Genomic DNA, 20,505 nt, shown 5'->3' with positions numbered 1-20,505 from the left:
TATTTTTTTTATTCACGTTTCTGATCTGCAAAGACGGCCATTGTATCACACATGAATTTTGCCAAGCCCTCACCATATTTGTCGATGTTTTTGGTGAAACGCTCATCGTCGACATACATTGGCCTAAGCCTTTAAAGGCATCTAGTGAGTAACTGCCGATTCTATTTAAATAGTTATACCATTCCTTAATGCCTGCTTGTGCCTCTACTGATGCAGGGGAAGTATGACGGATTGCAGCCAGTTCTTTGTATATTCGATCGAATTCTTCTGCAAAGCCTTTTTGCTCATCTTTAGTCATTTTACCTATTTTAGCGTTTGACTCATCGACAGCTTTATCCCCCCAGCGTTCACGGGCTTCCTGCTCATAAGGATTATGACTAAAATCAAAGCCTTCAAATTTTTCCTTGTTTGACATTTGGATTTCTCCCTTCGTATGTTTGATTGTTTTTTCAAGTGTATTGATCATTTGATCGAGCCTGCTGCGTTTCTCCAGCAGCATTGTTCGATGTAATTCAAGTGCCTTCTCACGATCAAAAGAAGGACTATAGATAATTTCCTTTATCTTCTTTAAAGGGAAGCCAAGCTCTTTAAAAAATAAGATTTGCTGTAGGGTCTCGAGATTTTTATCTGAATAGAGACGATAGCCAGCCACGGTTGTTTCTTCGGGGGTTAATAATCCGAGCTCATCATAATGATGCAGTGTGCGCACACTAATGCCAACTAAATCAGCCACTTCTTTCACTTTCACCGCTTCACGCCTCCCTTCATTTATCACTATAGAGTATCACGTAACGTTAGAGTCAATAAAATTTTCGCCTATTTTTTAATTCGATTTCCTGTCAGAGCCTATCGCAAAAGGGATAAATAAAAAAATTCAGAAAAATAGCGGCAAAATAGTTTTATTTTCATATTCTGTGTTATATAATAACAAACAAGTTATTTAAACTGTATTATAACAAAGAGGTGAAGTAAGCGAATGTCTACACAGACAACTGGTATTGAAGTGGTTGGAAAGATGAAGGAGCAATACAAAGAAATACTTACGCCGGAAGCGCTAAGCTTTGTTGAGGAACTGGAGAGGAATTTCGGCGATAAAAGACTGGAGCTGTTACAGGACAGGAAGAGACGCCAGCAGGAATTCGATCAGGGGAAGCTTCCAGATTTTCTGCCTGAAACTGTGCACCTAAGGAGCGGAGATTGGACAATTGCCCCGCTGCCAGCTGACCTGCTGGACCGCCGTGTAGAGATTACAGGACCTACGGAAAGGAAAATGGTCATTAATGCGTTAAATTCACCTGCCAAAATGTTTATGGCCGATTGCGAAGACGCCACTTCGCCAACATGGGAAAATGCAGTCGAGGGCCAGATTAATTTGCGGGATGCCGTAAATCGGACAATTTCCTTTGAAAATCCCAACGGAAAAAAATACGAATTAAATGAACATACGGCCGTATTGCTTGTGAGGCCGCGTGGACTGCACCTCTCAGAAAAGCATCTGCTTTTAGACGGAAAGCCGATTTCCGGGAGCTTTTTCGATTTTGGTATGTACTTTTTCCATAATGCAAAAAAGCTAATTGAAAACGAGTCGGGGCCATTTTTACCTGCCAAAGCTTGAGAGCCACCTGGAGGCGAGGCTCTGGAATGATGTGTTCGTATTTGCACAGGAGAAGCTTAGTATTCACCAGGGGACGATCAAAGCAACTGTCCTGTTGGAAACAATTACTGCTGCGTTTGAAATGAATGAAATCCTGTATGAATTAAAAGAGCATTCTGCCGGATTGAACTGCGGCAGATGGGATTATATATTCAGCTATTTGAAAAAGCTGCGGAATCAAAAGGATGTGATCCTGCCTGATCGATCACAGGTTACGATGACCACTCCGTTTATGCGCTCCTATTCTTTGCTGACAATCCAGACATGCCACCGTCGTAAAGCACCAGCGATTGGCGGAATGGCGGCGCAGATTCCCATTCGGAATAATCCAGAGGCGAATGATGCTGCTTTTGAAAAGGTGCGTGCCGATAAAGAACGGGAGGCGCGTGATGGCCATGACGGAACATGGGTCGCACACCCTGGCCTCGTACCTGTTGCACTGGAGGTTTTTTATCGGGAAATGCCCAAGGCCAATCAAATTGAAAGTAAAAAGAGAGAGGACGTCATTGTAACAGTGAAGGATCTTCTTGAGGTTCCGGATGGAACGATTACGGAAGAAGGGGTCCGGATGAATATCAATGTCGGCATTCAATATGTTGCATCGTGGTTAAGCGGCAGAGGAGCGGCTCCCATCCACAATTTAATGGAGGATGCGGCAACAGCTGAAATCTCAAGGGCCAGCTATGGCAGTGGATACGGCATCCAAAAGGCGTTTTGGACGATGGACGGAAGGTAACGGCAGAAATGTATGAGGTCTATAAGCAGGAAGAGCTTGAAAAAATCAGACAAGAGCTGGGTGAAGAAGCATTTTCTGCCGGCCGGTTTGATGAAGCGGTCCAGCTGTTTGACCGCTTGATTTTAGAAGATGAATTTGTAGATTTCCTAACGCTTCCGGGCTATGAGCTTCTGTAAGCGAGTTTAATAGACTAATAACTTTTAAGGAGGAAAAATAAATGACAGATGTAAGAGTGAAGCTATTGCAGGAGAATTGGGAAAGGGATGCTCGGTGGAACGGAATTAAGAGACCGTATTCTGCAGAGGATGTTATCAAGCTTCGGGGATCGGTTGATATTGAGCATACGTTGGCCAGTCGAGGAGCTGAAAAGCTTTGGAAGCTTGTAAATGAAGAGAGCTATGTCAATGCCCTGGGAGCGTTAACAGGAAACCAGGCGGTCCAGCAGGTGAAAGCGGGATTGAAGGCTATTTACTTAAGCGGCTGGCAGGTAGCGGCGGATGCCAATTTATCCGGGCATATGTATCCGGACCAAAGCTTATATCCGGCCAACAGCGTTCCGAATGTAGTGAAAAAAATCAACCAGGCACTGCAGCGCGCCGACCAGATTCATCATGCTGAAGGAGACATTTCAGTTGACTGGTTCGCACCTATCGTGGCTGATGCAGAAGCAGGTTTTGGCGGTCAGCTGAACTGTTTTGAATTAATGAAGGGCATGATTGAAGCTGGCGCCTCAGGAGTCCACTTTGAAGATCAGCTTTCCTCAGAGAAAAAGTGCGGTCATCTTGGCGGAAAAGTGCTTTTGCCGACACAAACTGCCGTGAGAAACTTGATTGCCGCCCGCCTGGCTGCGGATGTCATGGGCACTCCAACCGTCTTGGTTGCCCGTACTGACGCCAATGCAGCAGATTTAATCACAAGCGATGTTGATCCGTATGATGCACCATTTATTACAGGAGAACGGACAGGAGAAGGCTTTTTCAGAGTAAAAGCGGGGTTAGATCAGGCGATTGCACGCGGATTGGCGTATGCGCCGTATGCCGATTTAATCTGGTGCGAAACTTCCGAGCCAAACATTGAAGAAGCCCGCCGCTTTGCAGAAGCCGTACATGAAAAGTTCCCAGGAAAGCTATTGGCTTACAATTGCTCCCCATCGTTCAACTGGAAAAAGAAGCTCGATGATGTTACCATCGCCCGATTCCAGGAGGAGCTCGGCAAGATGGGCTACAAGTTCCAATTCGTCACGCTTGCCGGATTCCATGCATTGAACCACAGCATGTTTGAGCTTGCTCGCGGGTATAAGGAGCGCGGAATGGCAGCTTATTCTGAGCTTCAACAAGCCGAGTTTGCGAGCGAGCAGCATGGCTATTCGGCAACCCGACACCAGCGCGAGGTTGGCACAGGCTATTTTGACCAGGTTTCCCTTGTTATCTCTGGGGGAACATCTTCAACAACGGCACTCAAAGGATCGACTGAGGAAGCGCAGTTTACGGCGTAAGATTCCGGAATAAATGAAAAAGCCTTCTCTTCACATGGAGAGAGGGCTTTTGGCATATCTGCATCTCCCTTATTATTCACTCTTTTTAGGGTAGAATCATACATAGTAGTAGTTCTTGGAATGGAGTTGATATCATGGGGAAGCAGTCGGTTGATGATATTTTGCAGCAGGGCATACACGGAAAAAAAGAGATAAAGCCCGAAGAGAGACGCAAATTTTTAGGAACGCTGAGGGAAAGAATCATCGTCGCCCTCACCCAGAGCCAGGTAAGAGAATCGGGAGTTTATCAAGAGGTCGAGGAACAGATGAGGCGCAACCCGGCCGCCCACTTATTGTTAAATGGAAAAATGAACTATAGCGAGCTTTCCAAATATGTAAAACTTGCATCCAGACATAATATCAAACATACAATGGTTGCCAATAAAGAACACGTGACAGATATAGGCCTTGTTCTTGCGATGGACCATGCAATTGATAAAGAAGAAATTTACATTACGAAAAAAGTAGAAGAAATAAAGGAAAAGACAAAGGAGAAAAAGGGGCTTTTCTCGGCGTTTGGAAAAATATTTGGAAAATAACTCTGTCTAAGTGGTCGGTCAGACGTAAAATGGAACCCCGATAAACTTCCAACGGGTTTACTTTAGAGGTAACAATCATTGTAAAACACGTATGAAAACGCACTTGAATTCACGATATAATTCACAGTGCGTTTTTTATTGATTTATCAACATTTTGGCAAATTATAATTGCTTATTTTGTGTAAATTCACATAGCAAATCACAGGGTATGAAATAATTATTGGAGGGTGTGTGAATTATTTGTGATTTAGTATGAAGTCTTATCCTTAATTGATTAACCAGTGATATTTAAAATAAGCGGAGATTTTTCGGTTAGACTGCAGAATAGAGCTCGGTTCGGGGTATATAAGCGGAGGTTTTCCGATTAAGCAAAGCAAAATTAACCATTTTCACGTTTTTTGAGTCAATAGTCGGAATCTTTCCGTCTATTTAAGCTATTTTTAGTGCTATTTCCTAATTAAGAGAAATTTCTCCTCTTATTTATCAAACTCGCTTTAGCGTCGAATGAACTTATACAACTTACGGGTGCTTTAGTAAAAAAAGAAAATTTAAAAAAAGCTTAGAGATATTTGCATCTGTAAGCCTTTTTGACTGTGAAATATACTGTGAAGTTTATGTGATTTGCTATTTGAATTGGTCTGCGAGTTACCGTTTCGCACTTCGCAAGTAAACCCGTTAATAAACTTAATCGGGGTTCCATTTTTATCTGAAATTATTATTTCCAAGCCGCGATTTTGTCGATTGGAAGGCGGACGGATTGATAGCCGGTGTCTGCAGCTTTACCGATTGAAATGAGCATGATCGGAACGTAACGGTCTTTATCCATTCCAAAAGCTTCAGCGATTTTGTCTTTTTCAAATCCGCCGATCGCATTTGTATCGTATCCGTGTGCCCGGGCGACAAGCATTAACTGCATAGCCACAAGCCCGCCATCAATTAGAACGGTATTTTTCATTAACTCTGGATCAATTGAGGAAAAGTAAGCTGTAAGGCTGGCCATTTGCTTTTCTTTTACCTCAGAAGGCATAAATCCTAGTTCAACGGCTTTACTGTAAATTTCTTCGCCGAATTCAAAATTGTTCAGATCACCAAATAGGGCAATCATGGCTGAAGATGTTTCGACCTGGGACTGGTTAAACTTTGCAAGCGGTGCAAGAGTTGCTTTGCCTTCAGGGCTGTCAATAACAAGGAACCGCCAGGGCTGCATATTAACAGATGAAGGAGCCAATGTTGCTTCAGTCAGTATTTCCATCATTTCCTCGCGGCTGATTTTTACTGAAGGATCATACTGGCGAATAGAGCGGCGTCCATTGATAATTTCTTTAAAATCGTTTGTTTTCGTGATGTTAGTCATGGTTGAATTCTCCTTATTGTGAGTAATCTAAATTAAATTTCGTTGATATTATTATGAATGCGATCGAGCATGTCTATAAGTAAAAGGCGCTCATCCTCCTTGAAGTCTTTAAACATCATCGTGACGAAACGGGCCTTTTCTTCCCGGAAGGATACTATTTTATTTCGCCCTTGATCAGTCAGACGGACGAGAGTGACCCTATTATCCACCGGGTTTTTTCGTCGGGAGATCATCCCGCTGGCTTCAAGCTGCTTTAGATGGCGAGTAATTGCTGCGTTGTCAATGTTGATTTCCTTTTGAAGGGCTGTTTGACTAATTTCCTCAACTTGGTAAAGCTGATGTAAAAGATCGAGACGTGTCTGGCTAATACCCGTACAACCTTCAAATTTTGAGCTGATTTGTTTATTGAGACAGTGCAATTTATATAATATAGATGCTGGATCGGCCAAGGAATCCCTCCTAAATTTAAAGATTGATATATCAATTATTGATATGTCAATTAATATAAAACATTTATTTATTAAAATCAAGTTTTTTTGATTATGGAGGCCGATGATGGGTATTTTCATAGATACAGCGGATATTTCCTAAAATTAGACGGGTAAATACAACTAATCGGCGGGTAAAAGGAACAAGTTAACGGGTAAATCATCAGATTTGCCGGGTAAAACAAAAGCCAGCCCTAAAATAGGGCTGGCTCTTCAATATGTTGCATTCTACTTCAATTTTTTTAAATATTGCTCTGGGTTTAAGTCAGGTCCTTCAAAAATCATTGCCGCCATGCCGGTTTCCGATCCTGATTCGTGATTTTCCCCTTTGGTCCAGAAAACAGCAGTGCCTTTGGAAACAGGTACCCGTTCCTTTCCTACGACACGAACCCAGCCATCTCCGTCAACGACCAAAAAAAGCTGGGGACATGTGGCTTCATGCATTCCGAGAACACTGTCCACATCAAAGTGCATGCAGCCAGCGGAAGTGTAGCCATCCTTTCTTATGATAGGAGTGATGCCAACATTTTTGCTGTCAAAAGCCTGAACGTCCCTGCGCACTTCCTTGTCAAAACGATAAAATTCCATCTCATCACCCCATTATTTTCCTAATATTCTCATTATAACAAACTAAGATGAGTCCTTGGAGCTAAAATCCCGGTCATGATTGCGGGGGTGCAGAAAACTCTGTTATTATCATTAATAATAATATGGACAGGAGGTAGCGGAAATGTCTCGAATTACACTGAAGGAAGTAAAGCATGTTGCGAATCTTGCACGGCTTGCCATTACGGAGGAAGAAGCTGAAAGGTTTCAGGAGCAGCTGGATGCGATTATCGGATTTGCCGAGCAGTTGAATGAACTGGATACAGAAGCCATCGAACCGACATCGCACGTCCTGGATATGAAAAACGTCATGCGTGAGGACGTGCCCGAAAAGGCCTTCCTAGGGAAGAAATTTTAAAAAACGTTCCAGAGCATCAGGATGGCTATATAAAGGTCCCATCCATTTTGGGAGAATAGGAGGAGCGGCATAGTGAGTTTATTTGAACATAAGGTATCCGATTTGCATGAACTTTTACATAAAAAAGAAATCCGCGTTGCCGACCTGGTCGAGGAGTCCTTTAAGCGAATCAGTGAAGTTGACGGCAGGGTAAAGGCGTTCTTGACCCTCGATGAGGAACGAGCAATGGAAGCGGCAAAAAAGCATGATGAAAAGAAACAAATAGGGATTCTATCCGGGATGCCGATCGGCTTAAAAGATAATATCGTTACAAAAGGCCTGCGTACTACATGTGCCAGCAAAATCCTGGAAAATTTTGACCCTATATACGATGCAACAGTTGTTCAAAAGCTTCAGAGTGCTGAAACAGTCACCATCGGCAAATTGAATATGGACGAATTTGCGATGGGTTCCTCAAACGAGAACTCTGGCTTTCAACTAACACGCAACCCTTGGAACCTTGATACCGTTCCAGGAGGATCTTCTGGCGCATCAGCAGCAGCTGTGGCTGCAGGCGAAGTGTTATTTTCACTTGGCTCTGATACAGGCGGATCCATTCGCCAGCCTGCTTCATTCTGCGGGGTTGTCGGCTTAAAACCGACATACGGAAGGGTTTCGCGCTTTGGCCTTGTGGCATTCGCATCATCTCTGGATCAAATTGGCGTATAACTAGGAACGTGGAAGATAATGCCCATCTATTACAGGCAATCTCAGGCGTGGATCCAATGGATTCGACTTCCGCTCCTGTCGAAGTCCCGAACTTCGCGGCAGCACTGACTGGTGATATTAAAGGCTTGAAAATTGCCGTTCCTAAAGAGTATTTAGGCGAAGGTGTCAGTGAAGCATCAAGAAAGACTGTAATGGATGCATTAATGATACTTGAAAAACAGGGAGCAGTTTGGGAAGAGGTTTCGCTTCCGCACTCTAAATATGCGCTTGCCGCCTACTATCTGCTTTCCTCCTCTGAAGCATCGGCGAACCTTGCACGGTTTGACGGAGTTCGCTATGGCTATCGCACAGGGGATGCTGAAAATCTGCTTGATTTATACAAAAAGACTCGCTCAGAGGGATTTGGTGAAGAAGTAAAACGCCGGATTATGCTCGGTACCTTCGCACTTAGCTCTGGTTATTACGATGCTTATTATAAAAAAGCCCAGAAGGTCCGGACGTTAATTAAAAAGGACTTTGAGGATGTTTTTGAAAAGTACGATGTGATTGTCGGCCCGACAACACCAACGCCTGCCTTTAAAATCGGCGAAAAAACAAGTGATCCGTTAACGATGTACGCAAATGATATTTTAACGATTCCGGTCAACCTGGCTGGAGTACCCGCTATTTCAGTACCATGCGGTTTTTCTGAAGGTCTTCCGCTAGGGCTGCAAATAATCGGCAGGCACTTTGATGAAGCAACGGTATACCGGACCGCACATGTCTTTGAACAGGAAACTGACTTTCATAAACAAAAACCGGTATTGTAGGGGGTGAAGGGAATGGAATTTGAAACAGTCATTGGGCTTGAGGTCCATGTAGAATTAAAAACAGACTCAAAAATATTCTCGGCAAGCCCGAATCATTTTGGGGCAGAGCCAAACACAAATGCCAATATGATCGATTTAGGCTATCCCGGTGTGCTTCCTGTATTAAACAAAAAGGTAGTCGATTTTGGGATGAAGGCCGCTATGGCCCTAAACTGTGAGGTAGCGACGCACACGAAATTTGACCGGAAAAATTACTTTTATCCGGATAATCCGAAAGCCTATCAAATTTCCCAGTTCGATAAGCCGATTGGTGAGCATGGCTGGATCGAAATCGAGGTAAATGGCTATACGAAAAAAATAGGCATCACTAGGATTCATCTTGAAGAAGATGCAGGAAAGCTGACACATGGCAAAGGATACTCGCTTGTCGATTACAACCGTCAGGGAACTCCTCTCGTTGAAATCGTATCTGAACCGGATATCCGTACACCAGATGAAGCATATGCTTATTTGGAAAAGCTGAAATCAATTATTCAATACACTGGTGTTTCCGACTGCAAAATGGAGGAAGGCTCGCTTAGGTGCGATGCGAATATTTCGATCCGTCCGGTTGGGCAAGAGGAGTTCGGCACTAAAACGGAATTGAAAAATCTCAACTCCTTCAACTTTGTCCGCAAGGGACTTGAATATGAAGAGAAGAGGCAGAGGGAAGTCGTCCTGGCTGGAGGAGACATCGATCAGGAAACAAGACGTTTTGATGAAGCAACCAATACAACGGTTTTAATGAGGGTAAAAGAAGGTTCAGATGACTACCGTTACTTCCCTGAACCCGATTTACTTGACCTGTATATCGATGAGGAATGGAAAGAACGAATTCGTGCTGAAATTCCAGAGCTTCCTGATCAGCGGCAAAAAAGGTACACAGAAGAGTTAGGCTTGCCTGTTTATGACGCGAAGGTGCTGACGGCAACCAAGGAAATGGCTGACTTTTTTGAAGAAACCATTGGTGAAGGCGCTGATCCTAAGCAGGCGTCCAACTGGATCATGGGCGAGTTCTCAGCATATCTGAATGCGGAACAGAAGGAACTGCAGGATACAAAGCTGACTGCTCAAGGCCTGTCCGGGATGATCAAGCTGATAGAAGACGGAACGATCTCGACCAAAATTGCTAAACAGGTTTTTAAAGACCTGGTCGAACAGGGCGGAAGTGCAGAGGAAATAGTGAAGGCGAAGGGTCTTGTCCAAATTTCCGATGAGGGAGCTCTATTGAAAATTGTCACTGAAACGCTGGATGCCAATCCCCAATCCATCGAAGATTTTAAAAATGGAAAAAACAAGGCTGTCGGTTTCCTTGTTGGCCAAATTATGAAAGCTACAAAGGGACAGGCTAACCCGCAGCTTGTGAACAAGATTTTGAATGGAGAACTATCAAAAAGATAAATAGCAAGGCTGGCAGAACTTTTCTGCCAGCCTTTTTCTATAGGAGATGATCCTGTTTATTAAGAAACTTCAGCAGTCTTAGGTTGTCTCTAACTTCAAGTAAATGCATGCCTGTATCGCCAGTCCAATATCCAAATTCGCTAGTATTAGGCTGTTTGAGAAACGCTTTTAAAAAATTGGAGATGAGACCGCCATGAGAGACGACGGCAATTCTCGAATACCCAGGATAGTCAAAGAGAAGCTTATGCAATACCCGCTCTGCACGAAAACGGAACTCCAGTTCTGATTCCCCATCCTGAATGGGGACATGATATATCGGCCATTTTTGCTGTTTGCTTTCGGAGTCGTTTTAGCTTTTACCATATCATATCCTAATGCTCTATTAACAAATGCATTGGGAATGAAACAATCAGTGGACAAAAAAAGAACTTTTATGGCCTGACAGGCAAGCAAGACAGGGGAGATATTTGTGGCAGTTGGCTACCGATTTGGCTCGCGTATATCCAGCGGAAAGGTTGTCTTTTTTTGTTTTTATTAATAACAAAGTTTACGAAAAAAACTTTCCTGAAAAAAGAATGCCGCCAAGTGTTCAAAAAGTGGAGGCATCCTTTTTTTGTTACATTGCATGTTTTATTCCTTTTTTGACTAAAAACCAATTCGCAGGAAAGCTCGTGAGGGCACCTAATATCATCGCAATCTGCATCATAAACCAGAATGTCATTGTGTTTGGCTCTGGTGGTTTTTTAAAGATGAAAAAGTTTACTATGGCCATCCAGCCAAACATTCCTATTTCAAAAGCGATGAGGGAAAGAGTATCTGCTTTAATGGCACTCCAAAATCCTTCTCCCCAACTCATTTTTTTCCCCATTTTCCGACTCATTGGTACAATTGAAAACATCTGAAAGAATATGCCGAAAATATAAGCCAAAATAAACTCAACTGTATAATGGGCAAATAGAGTGGATCCAAGAATCGTCATTCCTGTGAAAAACACGATAGGTACTCCAACGCTATCACCAAGAGTGCAGCCGCTGGAGCAGTGGCTTGTAGAAACAAAAACACTTTGCCAAAAGGGTTTTTCCTCTTTTTTTACTTTCATGTTTACTCTCTGAGTGATGATGACTTTTACCATTAGAGGTTTCCCCCGAATGCTGTTTCTTTTTTTCTCTTCCTATTTTCCAGTATGCCCAAATTCCAAAGGGTCCTAAATATAGGCCATTTATTGGCCAAACGATATTCATGATTTTCATTTGCTGTGGGTTAATGAAAACATCTAAAAGAATAACAATCGCTGACAAAATTCCAATAATTATAGCGATATAAGAAATGGTTTCCAACAAACTTCCCTCCAAAATAATTATTATATTTTTCCGTTACCCCATTTGTAACATTAGAAAAATAATTGGAAGGAGCATATCTTCCATTTGGGTTAATAAATCCCTGATTAATATTAAAAACAATCTAATTTTTTTTCCTTCTAATTCGCGAAATCCTCTAAATTTGTACAATAAAATCTCTTCTAACTTTAACGTTAATCAAGTTTAAACTAGGGTAGGTAAAAAATAGAGTAGATTAAACAAAAAATGGAGGAATTTTATATGAAAAGAGCAGCAATACTACTAAGTTCACATTTTTTATTAACTTCCTGCAGTCAGGATAAAAACGCAGATGTGTCTCAAGGTAAAAATACTGCAGTCCAAAAAGAAAGTCCCCCTTTTTAAAAAGGGGGATAAAAAAGATTACTTCCCGGTAACAAATCTATCTTTCCTCAATGATTTAATAAGTGAAAATACGATTAATATCATGACAATCGTAAATGGAAAAGCTGCTTTTATAGATGCCCTTTGAAGGGCCTTCATCCCTCCTGTCCATAACAGAATGGCTGCTGTACCAGATTGAATCAATCCCCGGACAAGTTTTATTTTGTTGGAAGGATTTAAATCTCCGTTTATTGTCTGCATGCCAAGTACAAAGGTTGCTGAATCGGCGGATGTAATAAAGAATGTACTAATAAGAAAAATAGCTATAATTGGAAGCGCTCTTGATAATGGGAAATTCTCAAACATGGAAAAGAGCTCTACTTCACTGCCTTTTGCGTTGATTACATCCATAAGACCCTTGTGTTTAAAGAAGTCAAGACCCCTGAGTATTCTGGATTCATATTTCATCCTTTTTTGTCTATAACGCATTAATTCGCTACCTTTTGATGAATTCCGACTTATTTATTAATATAATGAAAATATTTATTAAAGCCCGACACCGCATTTAAAAACATATTTAGCACGTTACTAACAGTAAAAGCCTGACAACTGATGCACTGTGTGTTCTTGCATTTTAGGAAAAATGATCCAAGATTAATGAAGCTAGGAGGCCAAGAGCAGCAATTAATCCTGTCATAGGGCCACTGTCTTCATATGCTTCTGGCATCATAGTCGAAGCGACCATGGCAATAATACCTCCACCAGCAAAAGCAGCAATACCAGACATAACGTTTTCTGAAGCCCCATCTAAAATGAAATATCCTCCCCATGATGCCAAAGTTGATATAGCAAGGACTGTGATCCAAAGAAGGGAAATCTTTTTGTTTGAATAGCCGCTGATTTTCATTCCAACTGTACTCGATAAACCTTCCGGAATATTACTTATAAAAATAGCAATAACCAGAAGGAAACTTACAGATTGGTGCTCTAGCAGGCTGGCTCCAATCATAATAGATTCAGGAATAGCATCCATTATGGTACCGATAAAGATTGCAATCCCTCCACCTTCGGTGGCTTTCTGCCCAGACCTTTTTCTTTTAGAAGCCCCATTCTTTGAAACTATATAATCAAAAATCGTAAAAACCATAGCACCCGATACAAAACCGATGCTTGTTGGTGTAATACCTCCATCTTTTACTGCATCTCCGAGCAGTTCATATGATGCGGCACCAATTAAAACACCTGTACCAAAAGCCATGATTAAACCAATTATTTTTTTAGGGATAGACAAAAACATTGACAACAATGCACCAAGAAGCACTGCGGATCCTGATATTGCCCCCCACATTGGAGCATTCCACATTGGTAGCTCTCTCCTTTCATAAAAAAACTACCCTAAATGTTTTGGGATAAACGTTAGAATTTAATTAGAAAAATAATCTAACAGAGTTCACTAGTTAAAAGAAAAAATTAAAAAACAGACAACAATAGATATTCATTGAAACCATCATCATTATAGAAGCGGTTGTTGCTAAATGGGCCTTTACCAAATTCCTTTACTAGAAACATGTCAATTTTGTCCGCAGAAGGATATTTTTAGCTCGTTTTTATATAGGAATAGGAACTGAAAAAATTATCGGAAATCATTACCCCTACTTGAAAATACTCGGCCTATTGACTTAAGGGATTTTTAATTATTATGGGACTAAGAACTTAACTTCCTCTTAAACATATGGCATATAACAATCTAAAGGGGGACCAGTGATGAACATACCTACAGCGGACCTTGGGGTTTATGGCTGAGCATTTGAGTACGCATGGAGGGGAAATAAACAAGCTAAAATATACCAAAAGACTATTACAAACCCAACTCTGAAAAAATTGCTGGCGATACATTTGGGCAAATTGCAAAAAATGAAAAAGACATCGCCGAAGAGGCAAAATCCACTGCAAAATGATGGGCAATATAAAAGACAACCTTTCTTAATTATGCATTGGCTTATAAAAGCCGGAACTAATTCCCGGCTAATATGGCAACCCTTATTTATTTATTTATTCAACAAGTGCTCGTATTTTCGTATCGTCTGCTACTGCATATCATTTCCAGCCATCGAGATAAAGTCACCATCATGCATCTTCAAAAAAAGGTCATATAGCATTTGCAAAGTAACATCCTGATAAGTCATTTGAATGTGGATGTTTTTCACGTTATGATCCTTCATCATAAGAGCAGAATTAAAGTTATTTGATGTAAATACCGGTATTTGCCTCATTAATGAAGCTGTTTTGGTTTTGGTGAATCATCCGTCCGGTCAATATATAGCGTTCCGTCTTTTTGAATTTCTGCGTAAAATACATTTTCCGGTGAACCGCCGCCCGCTGATTTTAACTGCTGGTTAAGCCAATCCCGGTCGAGGTTCAACTTTCTTAAATTATCATCAAGTACTTGGCCATCGGAAACGAGGGCAGTGGCAATAGGATATTCGGTGTGAGCTGTCTTACCAATATTCAAATCGTTTTTTGTTACCGGAAGCTGTTCTTCCTTTTTCAATACGGATAAAGTGCCGTCAGTCTCAAAAATTGCATAATTAACATCAGACAGGGAAAAAACATTCTTTTTACGGAGGAGCGTACGTAAAGCATTCATATCAAGGCGTGCTTTATATAATTCTTCCTCCATAATTTTACCGTTCTTAATAACTGTTACTGGCTGTCCTTCTACAATAGAGCGGGCAGTCTTTGATTTCATATCCAGCATGCCTGTTGCAATGGTAAAAAGAGTCCAGGCAACAAGTGCGATAATCCCGTTTCGTATACTAAGGGAAGGATCAATGGCAAGTGAGGCACCGATTGTGCCAATCGCAATAGCGGAAACAAAGTTAAAAAAAGTCAGCTGGGAGATTTCTTTTCTACCCATCAGTCTTGTTAGTAGCATTAGGACAACAAACGAAAGGAGAAGCCTATAGATTAGTAAAGATACCTGCATTCATACTGCCTCCTCTAATAATTACTTGTAGCAATATTATTTCTTTTATTGCAGGAATAATGTAAAGAGAAGGACTGAATGTTTGGTTGAGGGAAAAAGGAATCGAAACAGACGGAATGCGTCCCATGGGGAGTTCGGAAGGGACGATGAGTGTTTTTGCCAAACAGTTAAAAAAAAGATAAAAAAGCAATTGGTGAAGCGACAAGAGACAACATTCAGTACTTAAAGGGTAAAGCAAATCTCCCTGTTTTGAAGTGTTAAGAGGACTTAAAGGGATTTTAAAATAGCTTTTTTGAAGATGACTGTTGGTTAAGGAACCTGGTTGATTGGAGCGGAGGGCTCGAGACTCCTGCGGGATCAGCGGATCACGTGAGACCCCGCAGGCGCGAAGAGCGCTGAGGAGGCTCACGGACCACCCCCGGAAATCGAGAGCCTAGAGCGGAAATCAACCTCCCCCTTTTACATCGCAAAAAAAAACAGTGAAATTCTAACAAGAGAACCAACTAAATGCACGATTGCGCTTACATAAAACGGTGAGAAAATTTCCGCCCACAAATGCTTGACTCAATCCCATTGGATGAAGGTATTTCTTAAATACTGTTTTTGTGCTATTCTTGTCCATGGGATCTCCTTATAATTAGGATTTGGACAGGACTTAAACCTTCCATCTAATTATAAGGATTTTTTTATGCTCTAAGAAGACTATGATATACCATAAATGTAAAACAATTGAAAATAATAACTTATTGACTTTTTTTCAATTTAATTTAAATAGGAGATGCTCCTGCTTATTAAGAAACTTCAGCAATCGGAGGCTGTCCCTAACTTCAAGTAAATGCATGCCTGTATCGCCAGTCCAATATCCAAATTCGCTAGTATTAGGCTGTTTGAGAAACGATTTTAAAAAATTGGAGATGAGACCACCATGAGAGACGACGGCAATTCTCGAACACCCAGGATAGTCAGATAGTAGCTTATTCAATACTCTCTCTGCACGAAAACGGAATTCCAGTTCTGATTCCCCTTCCTGGATGGGGACATGATATGGCCTGCCGTTTTTAGGAAGGGGATATTGTAAAAGTGCCGCTTCTTTTGAAAGGCTGCAAGAACACCGTTATCATATTCCTTTAAATCTTCATCCTCAATCAGTCTGCATCCGATTGATTTCTGTAAAATCAGGGCTGTTTTCTTCGCTCTGCTTAAAGGGCTCGTTATAATTAAGTCAGGCGGGAAGGAGTCCCCTACATACGTTGCCATCCGCTTTGCCTGATGTTCTCCCAATTCTGTTAAGGGGAAATTTGCTTTGCCCTCATGAACACCTAAAAGATCTGCTTCTGACTGTCCATGTCTGATCAATAATAATTCCATTGAAAATCCTCCTAGCTACTAAACCCAACAATAAGTATTTACGACATTAACAAATTATTTCCTGCATACAAGGTTAAGAGAATGCCCCGAATTTTGTATAAATCTCCTCGACAATTTTTTTATATTTCCCGGGAAAAATCTCCTTATTTTATATGGCTCGGAGCAGTTTTCAATCAAACGTTTGATTGAAAACAGGGCTGACGGAATAAGCTGAAACTTGTCGGAGATTGCTATGAAATAGGAGTAATGACCGCTAGCAGAAAATGGTATAATACTTCTCGAAACGGAATGTAGCTCAGCTTGGCAAAGCACTAACATAGGGTGCTATGGATTGCAGGTTCAATTCCTGCCATCCTAATTGACAGGTCCTTTCAGGATACGAAGGGACCCTTTTATTTTCAAAAGGGGTTGGAAGCATTGGAACGATTTACAGAACGCGCTATTAGAGTCATTCAGCATATACCATCAGGAAAGGTGATGACCTACGGGCAAATTGCCAGGCTGGCAGGAAGCCCGAAGGGAGCCAGGCAGGTCGTCCGCATCCTTCATTCGATGAGCCAAAAATATAAGCTTCCATGGCATCGGGTAATCAATTCAAAGGGTGAGATTGGTTTAACTGAGGATGAATCATTTTTTATTCAAAAGATGTCGCTGGAAAGTGAAGGCATCAAGTTTACCGGCCGTGCTTCTATCAATTTGGAGAAGTACCAGTACCATCCTGATGATTCAACGTTTTAGATTAGGGAAGGGGAATACCAATGTCGTATCACATAAGAGTAAGAGCTGGTGCAGTAATAATCGAAAACAACTCAATACTTCTAATTGAATTTAATGATGAAAATGGGCTTCATTATAATTTACCGGCTGGTGGTGTGGAGCCCGGTGAAGCGGTTATTGAAGCGGTTCAAAGGGAAGCAAGGGAAGAAGCTTCAGTAGATGTTGAAGTGGGCCCGTTGGCATTCGTTTACGAATATGCTCCGCATTTAAACTCTTACAGATATGGCGAGACACATTCTTTAGGCCTGATGTTCGAGTGTACAATAAAAGAGGGGTCAGTACCAAAGAACCCTATTAAACCTGACCAAAATCAGACAGATGTAAAATGGATGCGACTGTCAGAATTACATAAAATCATCCTTTATCCAAACATCAAAGAACAAATTATCCACTATGCGGAGAACAAGAGAAACCTGGAAGTAATCGAAGAACATCTGCTGGAACAATATTAATCTGCCTAAAAAAGCATCGTTGCCATAACGATGCTTTTAGTATGTAAATAAAAAAATGTGTTCTTCAAAATCATAAAAAGGGCTGTGCAAATTCATGCACAGCCTTTTCGACATTCATTTATTCGTGCTTTAGTAATCGTACACTTTCGTCAAAGTCTTTTTCGATTGAATCATTTTTTGTGTATGTGAACAAGCTTACTAGCACTGCGACGATTAAGTTGAAGGCAAAGCCAGGGACGATTTCGTACATCGTTTTGGCAAGGTCTGTATTCTTCCAGATGATGACGGTTAAGGCACCGACAATCATTCCAAAAAGGGCGCCCCATTTAGTGAGCTTTTTCCAATATAGGCTTAACAAAACAATTGGACCGAAGGAAGCGCCAAATCCTGCCCACGCGTACGCAACTAGATTTAATATCGTATTGTTCTGCTTGAAAGCAAGTGCTGCAGCAATAAGTGCAACAATCAAGACTGCCATACGCCCAAGGAAGACAAGTTCTTTATCGGTGGCGTTCTTTTTCACAACGACTTTATACAGGTCCTCGATCAGGGCACTTGATGTAACGATCAATTGGGAGGAAACCGTACTCATGATCGCTGCAAGAACGGCTGCCAGGACAAAGCCAGCCACCAATGGATGGAACAAAATTTGGCCCATTTCGATGAAAACAGCTTCTGGATTCTTCAAGTGATACTGTGTGTTTTGATGGAAGAAGGCAATTCCGATCAGAGCTGTAAATACCGTACCAATCAGTGAGAAAATCATCCAGCCCATTCCAATACGGCGCGCGCTTTTAGTTTCTTTAATCGTTGTAATCGCCATAAAACGGACGATGATATGAGGCTGCCCAAAATAACCGAGCCCCCAAGCCATTGCAGAAACAATGCCAAGAAAGGAGGTTCCTTTAAAGAAGTCCAGCAAGGTTGGATCAATGGCACGAATTGTATCGAATGTTTCTGCAGGTCCGCCGGTTTTAAAAATAGCCAATGTCGGTACAAGCAAAAGCGCAATGACCATCATCAGCCCCTGAATGAAGTCCGTGTAGCTTACGGCAAGGAATCCGCCAAATAGGGTGTAGGCAACAACTACTCCGCCAACAATATAAAGTCCGGTAAGATAATGAACATCAAAGGAGTTTTCAAAAAATACAGCTCCTGAAACTAGTCCGGATGAAACATAGAAGGTAAAGAAAACAAGAATAACAATACCGGAAACGATGCGCAAAAGCTTTGTGTCATCTTTGAAACGATTTTCGAGATAGCTAGGTATTGTAATTGAATCGTTCGCAACCTGGGTATAGGACCTCAAACGAGGAGCGACCATTTTCCAGTTGATATAAGCGCCGAGCGTCAAACCGATGGCAATCCATCCATCTGCTAAGCCTGTTACATAAATTCCTCCAGGCAATCCCATCAACAGCCATCCGCTCATATCGGCAGCGCCGGCACTCAAAGCCGTAACCGCTGGACCTAATGAGCGTCCCCCAAGCATGTAATCGGTGAGATTGCTTGTTTTTCGATAAGAATACCAGCCGATCAAAAGCATGGCGGCCATGTAGATGCCAATAGAAATCAGTTGCAGAACATCATTTGACATAAGCTTTCCCCCTTTGACATCTTTGGATGTAATTAAAATAATATTTTCTATTTATAAAACATTCCATCTTCTTTATTTATAGACGAATCGCTTATTTTCTGTCAATTCGAAAATTTTACTAAAATAATAATAAACGATAGGCCGAAAGTATTGATTTTTAGTTCCGCTTAAAATTTGAAGGGAGTAACATTAAAACAGTATGATAATGATAAATACATACAAAGGGGCTGGGCTAATGAACTTAAATGAATGGTTTCAAAAAGGAATGACTGCAGAAGAATATATAGATAGCATGAACAAAAATAAGGAAGAAATGCAATCAATTTACGAGGCGTTTCAGCTGTCAAAGGAAGATAAGGAGATACTTGAGCAGGTTAAGTCACGTGAACTAAAGGTGATTGCTCTTACGGAGGACTGGTGTGGAGATGCCATGTTAAATAATCCGATCCTTTTAAGAATTGCAGAGGAAGGCGGAATCGAAACAAGATTCCTGCTTCGTGACCAAAACCTTGAGTTAATGGATCAATATTTAACAAATGGCACTTCAAGAGCCATTCCTATCTTTATTTTTATCGACCAAGAGGGCAATGAAGTGGGTGTTTGGGGACCAAGGGCGCCGCAAATGCAGGAAATGGTGGATAAAGGGCGGGCTGGCCTCCCTGAAAAGGAAGCCCCTGACTTCCAGGAAAAACAAATGGATATGTACAGGAAATTGATGTCTTCTTACCAGACTGATGAAAAGATTTGGCGCGTGGTCTCGGGAAGCATCCTGGGCATTTTACTGAAGTAAGCAAAACACCCCGTGAATACTGGTTCCAACGGGTTTTACTTGTAAGGTACAAAACGGTAAATCGCAGACCAAATCAAATAGCACATAAACTTCATAGCATAATTCACAGTATATTTCACAGTCAAAAAGGCTTAGAGATGCAAATATCTCTAAGCTTTTTTTGAATTTTCTTTTTTTCACTAAGGCAAGTTTGATAAATAAGAGGAGAAATTTCTCTTAATTAGGAAATAGCACTGAAAATAGCTTAAATAGACGGAAAGATTCCGACTATTGACTCAAAAAACGTGAAAATGGTTAATTTTGCTTTGCTTAATCGGAAAACCTCCGCTTATATACCCTGAACCGAGCTCTATTCTGCAGTTTAACGGAAAAATCTCCGCTTATTTTAAATATCACTGGTTACTCAATTAAGGATAAGACTTCTTACTAAATCACAAATAATTCACACCCTCCAGTAATTATTTCATACCCTGTCATTTACTATCTGAATTAAGACAAAATAAGCAATTAAAATTTGCAAAAATGTTGATAAATCAATAAAAAACGCACTGTGAATTATATCGTGAATTCAAGTGCGTTTTCATATGTGTTTTACAATGTTTACACCTC

At 41.3% G+C, this 20,505-nt stretch carries 20 protein-coding genes and 4 pseudogenes; 11 read left to right on the top strand and 13 right to left on the bottom strand.

Annotation, left to right across the window (positions count from 1 at the left end; genetic code table 11):
• Window positions 1-8: 8 nt before the first annotated feature.
• Window positions 9-748: pseudogene (locus RCG23_RS10000) on the bottom strand (MerR family transcriptional regulator).
• Window positions 749-976: 228 nt separating this feature from the next.
• On the opposite strand from RCG23_RS10000, the pseudogene aceB reads away from it, so the two are divergent.
• The 3 genes and pseudogenes from aceB (at window position 977) to RCG23_RS09985 (ending at window position 4,463) form a co-directional block, all read left to right on the top strand.
• Window positions 977-2,566: pseudogene (gene aceB / locus RCG23_RS09995) on the top strand (malate synthase A).
• Window positions 2,567-2,607: 41 nt separating this feature from the next.
• Window positions 2,608-3,885 (top strand): isocitrate lyase, encoded by a 1,278-nt coding sequence (gene aceA, locus RCG23_RS09990; RefSeq protein ID WP_308179581.1) that lies wholly within the window; start codon window positions 2,608-2,610, stop codon window positions 3,883-3,885.
• A 134-nt stretch (window positions 3,886-4,019) separates the two neighbouring features.
• On the top strand, window positions 4,020-4,463 hold the full coding sequence (locus RCG23_RS09985; RefSeq protein WP_308179580.1) for a YueI family protein: 444 nt from the start codon (window positions 4,020-4,022) through the stop codon (window positions 4,461-4,463).
• Between the two features lie 715 nt (window positions 4,464-5,178).
• Here RCG23_RS09985 and RCG23_RS09980 read toward each other — a convergent pair.
• The 3 genes from RCG23_RS09980 to RCG23_RS09970 form a co-directional block, all read right to left on the bottom strand.
• Window positions 5,179-5,817, bottom strand: coding sequence for a nitroreductase family protein (locus tag RCG23_RS09980; protein ID WP_308179579.1), 639 nt, complete (start codon window positions 5,815-5,817; stop codon window positions 5,179-5,181).
• Window positions 5,818-5,849: 32 nt separating this feature from the next.
• Window positions 5,850-6,266: a MarR family winged helix-turn-helix transcriptional regulator gene (locus tag RCG23_RS09975; RefSeq protein ID WP_308179578.1), complete on the bottom strand. Its 417-nt coding sequence runs from the start codon at window positions 6,264-6,266 to the stop codon at window positions 5,850-5,852.
• A gap of 267 nt (window positions 6,267-6,533) precedes the next feature.
• Window positions 6,534-6,893, bottom strand: coding sequence for a cupin domain-containing protein (locus RCG23_RS09970; RefSeq protein WP_308179577.1), 360 nt, complete (start codon window positions 6,891-6,893; stop codon window positions 6,534-6,536).
• A 142-nt stretch (window positions 6,894-7,035) separates the two neighbouring features.
• On the opposite strand from RCG23_RS09970, the pseudogene gatC reads away from it, so the two are divergent.
• From gatC to gatB, 3 genes and pseudogenes are all read left to right on the top strand, one after another.
• Window positions 7,036-7,328 (top strand): annotated as a pseudogene (gene gatC / locus RCG23_RS09965) (Asp-tRNA(Asn)/Glu-tRNA(Gln) amidotransferase subunit GatC).
• A 13-nt stretch (window positions 7,329-7,341) separates the two neighbouring features.
• Window positions 7,342-8,786, top strand: a pseudogene (gene gatA, locus RCG23_RS09960) (Asp-tRNA(Asn)/Glu-tRNA(Gln) amidotransferase subunit GatA).
• Between the two features lie 12 nt (window positions 8,787-8,798).
• Window positions 8,799-10,226 (top strand): Asp-tRNA(Asn)/Glu-tRNA(Gln) amidotransferase subunit GatB, encoded by a 1,428-nt coding sequence (gatB, locus tag RCG23_RS09955; protein WP_308179576.1) that lies wholly within the window; start codon window positions 8,799-8,801, stop codon window positions 10,224-10,226.
• A 37-nt stretch (window positions 10,227-10,263) separates the two neighbouring features.
• On the opposite strand, the gene RCG23_RS09950 is transcribed toward gatB, so the two are convergent.
• The 3 genes from RCG23_RS09950 to RCG23_RS09940 all read right to left on the bottom strand — a co-directional run bounded on the left by RCG23_RS09950 (window position 10,264) and on the right by RCG23_RS09940 (window position 11,563).
• Window positions 10,264-10,542: a histidine phosphatase family protein gene (locus RCG23_RS09950; protein ID WP_374049849.1), complete on the bottom strand. Its 279-nt coding sequence runs from the start codon at window positions 10,540-10,542 to the stop codon at window positions 10,264-10,266.
• A 300-nt stretch (window positions 10,543-10,842) separates the two neighbouring features.
• Window positions 10,843-11,325 carry a DUF4396 domain-containing protein gene (locus RCG23_RS09945; protein ID WP_308180024.1) on the bottom strand — a complete coding sequence of 161 codons (483 nt, stop codon included), beginning with the start codon at window positions 11,323-11,325 and terminating at the stop codon, window positions 10,843-10,845.
• Window positions 11,240-11,563, bottom strand: a complete 324-nt coding sequence (locus RCG23_RS09940) for a hypothetical protein (RefSeq protein WP_308180190.1) — start codon at window positions 11,561-11,563, stop codon at window positions 11,240-11,242. The genes RCG23_RS09945 and RCG23_RS09940 overlap by 86 nt, the downstream gene beginning before the upstream one ends.
• Before the next feature lie 261 nt (window positions 11,564-11,824).
• Here RCG23_RS09940 and RCG23_RS09935 point away from each other — a divergent pair, with 261 nt between their 5' ends.
• Complete coding sequence (locus RCG23_RS09935; RefSeq protein ID WP_308179575.1) at window positions 11,825-11,947, top strand: hypothetical protein; 123 nt, start codon at window positions 11,825-11,827, stop codon at window positions 11,945-11,947.
• Between the two features lie 18 nt (window positions 11,948-11,965).
• Here the strand turns inward: RCG23_RS09935 and RCG23_RS09930 are convergent, their stop codons facing one another.
• The 3 genes from RCG23_RS09930 to RCG23_RS09920 form a co-directional block, all read right to left on the bottom strand.
• Window positions 11,966-12,415: a BCCT family transporter gene (locus RCG23_RS09930; RefSeq protein ID WP_308179574.1), complete on the bottom strand. Its 450-nt coding sequence runs from the start codon at window positions 12,413-12,415 to the stop codon at window positions 11,966-11,968.
• 145 nt (window positions 12,416-12,560) lie between these two features.
• Window positions 12,561-13,289 carry a ZIP family metal transporter gene (locus RCG23_RS09925; RefSeq protein ID WP_308179573.1) on the bottom strand — a complete coding sequence of 243 codons (729 nt, stop codon included), beginning with the start codon at window positions 13,287-13,289 and terminating at the stop codon, window positions 12,561-12,563.
• A gap of 909 nt (window positions 13,290-14,198) precedes the next feature.
• Window positions 14,199-14,912, bottom strand: a complete 714-nt coding sequence (locus RCG23_RS09920; RefSeq protein WP_308179572.1) for a DUF421 domain-containing protein — start codon at window positions 14,910-14,912, stop codon at window positions 14,199-14,201.
• Window positions 14,913-15,028: 116 nt separating this feature from the next.
• Between RCG23_RS09920 and RCG23_RS09915 the strand changes: the two genes are divergently transcribed.
• Complete coding sequence (locus RCG23_RS09915) at window positions 15,029-15,094, top strand: hypothetical protein (RefSeq protein WP_308180023.1); 66 nt, start codon at window positions 15,029-15,031, stop codon at window positions 15,092-15,094.
• 575 nt (window positions 15,095-15,669) lie between these two features.
• Here RCG23_RS09915 and RCG23_RS09910 read toward each other — a convergent pair.
• The gene (locus RCG23_RS09910; protein WP_308180022.1) at window positions 15,670-15,924 is read right to left on the bottom strand and encodes a histidine phosphatase family protein; all 255 of its coding nucleotides are present in this window, start codon (window positions 15,922-15,924) and stop codon (window positions 15,670-15,672) included.
• Window positions 15,891-16,280 carry a histidine phosphatase family protein gene (locus RCG23_RS09905; protein ID WP_308179571.1) on the bottom strand — a complete coding sequence of 130 codons (390 nt, stop codon included), beginning with the start codon at window positions 16,278-16,280 and terminating at the stop codon, window positions 15,891-15,893. Before RCG23_RS09905 ends, RCG23_RS09910 begins: the two co-directional genes overlap by 34 nt.
• A gap of 417 nt (window positions 16,281-16,697) precedes the next feature.
• On the opposite strand from RCG23_RS09905, the gene RCG23_RS09900 reads away from it, so the two are divergent.
• Together RCG23_RS09900 and RCG23_RS09895 are read left to right on the top strand one after the other, a co-directional pair.
• Window positions 16,698-17,018, top strand: a complete 321-nt coding sequence (locus RCG23_RS09900; protein WP_308179570.1) for an MGMT family protein — start codon at window positions 16,698-16,700, stop codon at window positions 17,016-17,018.
• Window positions 17,019-17,038: 20 nt separating this feature from the next.
• A complete protein-coding gene (locus RCG23_RS09895; protein WP_308179569.1) occupies window positions 17,039-17,509 on the top strand; it encodes an NUDIX domain-containing protein in 471 nt (156 codons plus the stop codon).
• Window positions 17,510-17,627: 118 nt separating this feature from the next.
• Here the strand turns inward: RCG23_RS09895 and putP are convergent, their stop codons facing one another.
• The gene (putP, locus tag RCG23_RS09890; protein WP_308179568.1) at window positions 17,628-19,106 is read right to left on the bottom strand and encodes a sodium/proline symporter PutP; all 1,479 of its coding nucleotides are present in this window, start codon (window positions 19,104-19,106) and stop codon (window positions 17,628-17,630) included.
• 235 nt (window positions 19,107-19,341) lie between these two features.
• Here putP and RCG23_RS09885 point away from each other — a divergent pair, with 235 nt between their 5' ends.
• Complete coding sequence (locus tag RCG23_RS09885; protein WP_308179567.1) at window positions 19,342-19,896, top strand: thioredoxin family protein; 555 nt, start codon at window positions 19,342-19,344, stop codon at window positions 19,894-19,896.
• Window positions 19,897-20,505 lie beyond the last annotated feature (609 nt).

The organism is Neobacillus sp. PS3-34 (genome assembly GCF_030915465.1).
Classification (GTDB): domain Bacteria; phylum Bacillota; class Bacilli; order Bacillales; family Cytobacillaceae; genus Neobacillus_A.
This window is presented reverse-complemented; position numbering and strand designations above follow the sequence as displayed.